The organism is Pedobacter sp. 01T416_2 (genome assembly GCF_056398925.1).
On record NZ_JBFTQI010000947.1, the window covers coordinates 1 to 2,047 of the forward strand.

Consider the following 2,047-nt stretch of genomic DNA (forward strand, 5'->3'; position numbering starts at 1 on the left):
TGGTAGTTTTTCGCAGATCATGTTATTTTTATTTGTGCTCAAGAATGCTAGCGCATTTTGGAGCGCCAAAGTACCCAAAGCGCTTTGTCAATCCAGCAAGGCGGCTCAGCACAATCCAAGCACATCAAAAAAACAGCGGCACTTCGTTTAATCAGTTTGTGTTTGTGTTTTCTTTGGGCTGATTGAGCCCTTCGGGGTTTGTGTTCAATTTTCCTAACATTTTGAAGCACCCTTTATGAACACAAAACCACTGCGTTTAAGGCTTGGTAGTACTATTTTTTCTTTTGTGCAACTGTTTTTTTGATTTCTCCGCCACTTGGGATTGACCGCGTTCTTCGGTAAAACCTTTGCTTTATTAAAGTTGGTTAGCAAAACGCATAAAAACCCAAACCAAAAGATGTGTCCACATGATAGGCCAAAGGAGGGGAATTATACGCTGGAAAGGTAACCAACTTAAATRGTACCACAACCCAAATTTAACTAAACCTGATAAAAGCGGCAGCTCCCGATCTCACCAACAACAAAACAGCACCACCATCGGGACTATAGCGGTTAGCAGGGCTGCCGTACCCGAAGAATTACGACAGCACCTTTTCTAATATTTAAAACCGCTTACCAACAACCCCACCCTGCGAGCAGCCCTCAAAGTGGGAATGATTTGGTTTCGGGTTCAGAAAATGCGGCTATCTTATCTAATTAAACGTTTTAATAGAAATTTCGAAATAAAAATCAAAAAACATTTGCATTTTAAAAAAATAATCTCCTACTTTACGGTGTACAAAGTACACAAAGACAAGATGAATTTTAACACTTCGATTATTACAACGATTATTATTACCACCGGTATAAACCAGCGGGGCTAATTTGTTGTAAATTGAAAAAACATAAAACACAGAAAGCGTCCCGATGAAAGTCGGGACGCTTTTTTTTTAAACCCATGCTGAATGAAACCTGTACGAGCAACCATGAATTATCCGCACAGCATCAAACAGTTAAAACCAATATAGACTAATGAAAGTACTCAAATTCGGCGGCACATCCGTAGGTTCGGCCGAGAACATTAAAACCCTCTTACGCCTGGTTGGCGAAGAAAAACAAAAGATCAGCCCGGTAGTTGTATTATCGGCAATGAGTGGTGTAACYAATTTGCTTACCGATATAGCCGAAATGGCCGAGCGTGGAGAAGATTACGATGCTCATTTAAAAGAAATCGAAGCAAAACACTTTGCTGTAATCCGCTCGCTTTTACCTGCGGCTGCACAAAACCCTGTGTTTACACGTTTAAAGATCTTTTTTAACGAATTGGAAGATCTGTTACAGGCTGTGGCCAATCTGCGCGAACTGAGCTTGCAGACCAAAGATCAGATTTTAAGTTACGGCGAACGCTGCTCTACTTTTATGATCAGCCACATTGCTTCTCAAAATTTCGGCGATGCGCTTTATGTTAACGGTTCTGACCTGATTAAAACCGACAGCAACTTCGGTCAGGCGAAAGTAGATACCGAATTGACTGAAATGCTGATCAACAATTTTTACCAGGAAAATAAAGACAAAGTACTTTTTGTTACTGGGTTTATAGCAAGCAATTCAGCAGGCAGGGTAACAACTTTAGGCCGTGGTGGCTCTGATTATACCRCAGCGGTATGGGGTGCAGCCTTAAATGCCGAAGAAATAGAGATATGGACGGATGTAAACGGCATGATGACAGCTGATCCACGCATTGTGAAAAAGGCTTTCTCGTTACCGGAATTAAGCTACACCGAAGCCATGGAACTGAGTTATTTTGGGGCGAAAGTGATCTATCCGCCAACAATGATTCCTGCTTTTATGAAGAAAATCCCGATTGTGATTAAAAACACTTTCGAACCTGATTTCGCAGGAACTTATATCAAAAGCGATGTTAAAACATCAAGTTTACCCATAAAAGGAATTTCCTCTATCGATCACATCAGCATTATTAACCTAACGGGTAGTGGTATGGTAGGTAAGGCAGGTTTTAGCGGAAGATTATTCTCACTACTTTCGCGCGAACAGATCAATGTAGTAT

Annotated in this window: 1 protein-coding gene; it reads left to right on the plus strand. The window is 41.0% G+C overall.

What is annotated here, in order from left to right:
• Positions 1-1,011: 1,011 nt before the first annotated feature.
• Positions 1,012-2,047, plus strand: a 1,036-nt coding sequence (locus AC1DPQ_RS26165; RefSeq protein ID WP_477611353.1) for an aspartate kinase, incomplete at its 3' end; no start/stop codon positions are given.